General features: G+C 66.4%; 2 protein-coding genes and 1 pseudogene. All 3 read left to right on the top strand.

Annotation, left to right across the window (positions count from 1 at the left end):
* On the top strand, window positions 1–1130 hold a 1130-nt coding region (gene rfaE2, locus EN969_RS26625; protein ID WP_245467509.1), incomplete at its 5' end, for a D-glycero-beta-D-manno-heptose 1-phosphate adenylyltransferase.
* 7 nt (window positions 1131–1137) lie between these two features.
* Window positions 1138–1710, top strand: coding sequence for an SIS domain-containing protein (locus EN969_RS26620; RefSeq protein ID WP_024504153.1), 573 nt, complete (start codon window positions 1138–1140; stop codon window positions 1708–1710).
* A pseudogene (locus tag EN969_RS26615) lies at window positions 1703–1919 on the top strand (HAD family hydrolase); the annotation flags it as partial. The gene EN969_RS26620 and the pseudogene EN969_RS26615, both read left to right, overlap by 8 nt.

Raw genomic sequence — 1919 nt, 5'->3', positions numbered from 1 at the left:
GCGCGCTCAACCAGCAGGTGCTGCGTTTCGATGAAGAGGAGATCAAGCCGCTCGGCGCCGCGGAGCGAGCCGGCCTGATCCGCCATTTCCGCGCCGCGCTGGCGCACGCCGACATCGTCATCCTGTCCGATTACGGCAAAGGCATCCTGCTCGACGGCGTCGCCGGCGACTTGATCGCCATCTGCCGCGAGGCTGGAAAGCCGGTGCTGGTCGACCCGAAGGGCCGCGATTACGCGCGCTATGCCGGGGCGACCGCCATCACCCCCAACCGCAAGGAACTCGGCGAGGCCGTCGGCCATGCGGTGTTCGCCGATGACGAGATCGTGGCTGCCGCGCGCCAGCTGATTTCGGCACATGGTTTCGATTTCGTCGTTGCGACGCGCAGCGAAAAGGGCATGAGCGTGGTCGGCCCCGACGAGGCGCGCCACATCGCCACCCAGGCGCGCGAAGTGTTCGACGTTTCGGGCGCCGGCGATACGGTGATCGCGAGCTTCGCGCTGGCGCTGGCCGTAGGCGCCGATACGGTCATGGCCGCTTCGATCGCCAATGCCGCTGGTGGCGTCGTTGTGGGAAAACGCGGCACAGCGCGGCTGACGGTCGAGGAACTCACCGGCGCGCTGTTCCGTTCACATGGGCCGACCGCCCACAAGGACGCCATCCTCGACGCCACATCGGCCGCCCGCATGGTGGCGGCGTGGAAGGAAGAGGGCCTGAGCGTCGGCTTCACCAATGGTTGCTTCGACATCCTGCATGCCGGCCATGTCAGCTTGCTGCACGCGGCGCGAAGCCAGTGCGACCGGCTGGTGCTCGGCCTCAACAGCGATGCCTCGGTGCGGCGCCTGAAGGGCGCCGGCCGGCCGGTCAACGACCAGCACGACCGCGCCTGCGTGCTGGCAGCACTCGCCTCGGTCGACGCGGTCGTGGTGTTCGAGGAAGATACGCCGCTGGCGCTGATCGAAGCGCTGCTGCCCGACATACTGGTCAAGGGCGCCGATTACACGGTCGATACCGTGGTCGGCGCCGATGTGGTGCAGAAGGCCGGCGGACGCGTCGTGCTGGTCGATCTCGTCGCTGGAAAAAGCACCACCAACACCATTGGCAAATTGCGCGCCGGCGGCACCACAAACTGAGGGTTTCATGTCCGACTTGAACGATTACCTTGTCCGCTCGGCGGCTGCCATATCAGCCATGGTCGAACGGGACCTGACCGGTGAGATGGAGCGGGCGGCGAGCGCGGTGGTGACGGCGCTTTCGTCGGGGAAGGCCTTGCTCATCGCCGGCAATGGCGGCTCGGCCAGCGACGCCATCCACATTGCCGGCGAACTGGTCGGCCGCTTTCTCAAGGAGCGCAAGGCCTACAATGTCATCGCGCTGCCGGCCAATGCGGCGGTGCTGACCGCCTGGGGCAACGACTATGGCTTCGACACGGTGTTTTCGCGCCAGGTCGAGGCGCATGGCGCGGCCGGCGGCGTGCTTCTGGCAATCTCGACCAGCGGCAATTCGCCGAGCATCCTCGCCGCCGCCGAACAGGCACGGAGGATGGACATGACGGTGATCGGCATGACCGGCGATACCGGCGGCAAGCTGAAACCTCTGTCCGATATCCTGCTCAACGTTCCGTCGACCTCGACGCCGATCATCCAGCAGGGGCATCTGTGCCTTTATCATCATCTGTGCGAGGTGGTCGAAGCGCGCCTCAGCAATGGCTGATCCCACGACCTCTGGCCGCTATCCGCTGGCTGAGCCGGGCCTGTGGGTCGAGCAGGTCGGCTCAAAGGTGTTCGCCGCCGGCTCTCCGGCGCTGTTCCTCGACCGCGACGGCACCATCAATATCGATACGGGCTATCCGGATGATCCTGGCGAAATGGTGCTGCGCGCGGATATAGCCGCGGTGATAGCCGCCGCCAACGGGGCCGGCA

The sequence above is a fragment of the Mesorhizobium sp. M7A.F.Ca.CA.003.01.2.1 genome (assembly GCF_003998945.1).
In the GTDB taxonomy this organism is placed as follows: domain Bacteria; phylum Pseudomonadota; class Alphaproteobacteria; order Rhizobiales; family Rhizobiaceae; genus Mesorhizobium; species Mesorhizobium ciceri.
This window is presented reverse-complemented; position numbering and strand designations above follow the sequence as displayed.

Excerpts from the sequence above, each read along its gene's own strand:
- EN969_RS26620 (WP_024504153.1), top strand. The coding sequence starts at position 1,138 with ATGTCCGACTTGAACGATTACCTTGTCCGCTCGGCGGCTGCCATATCA.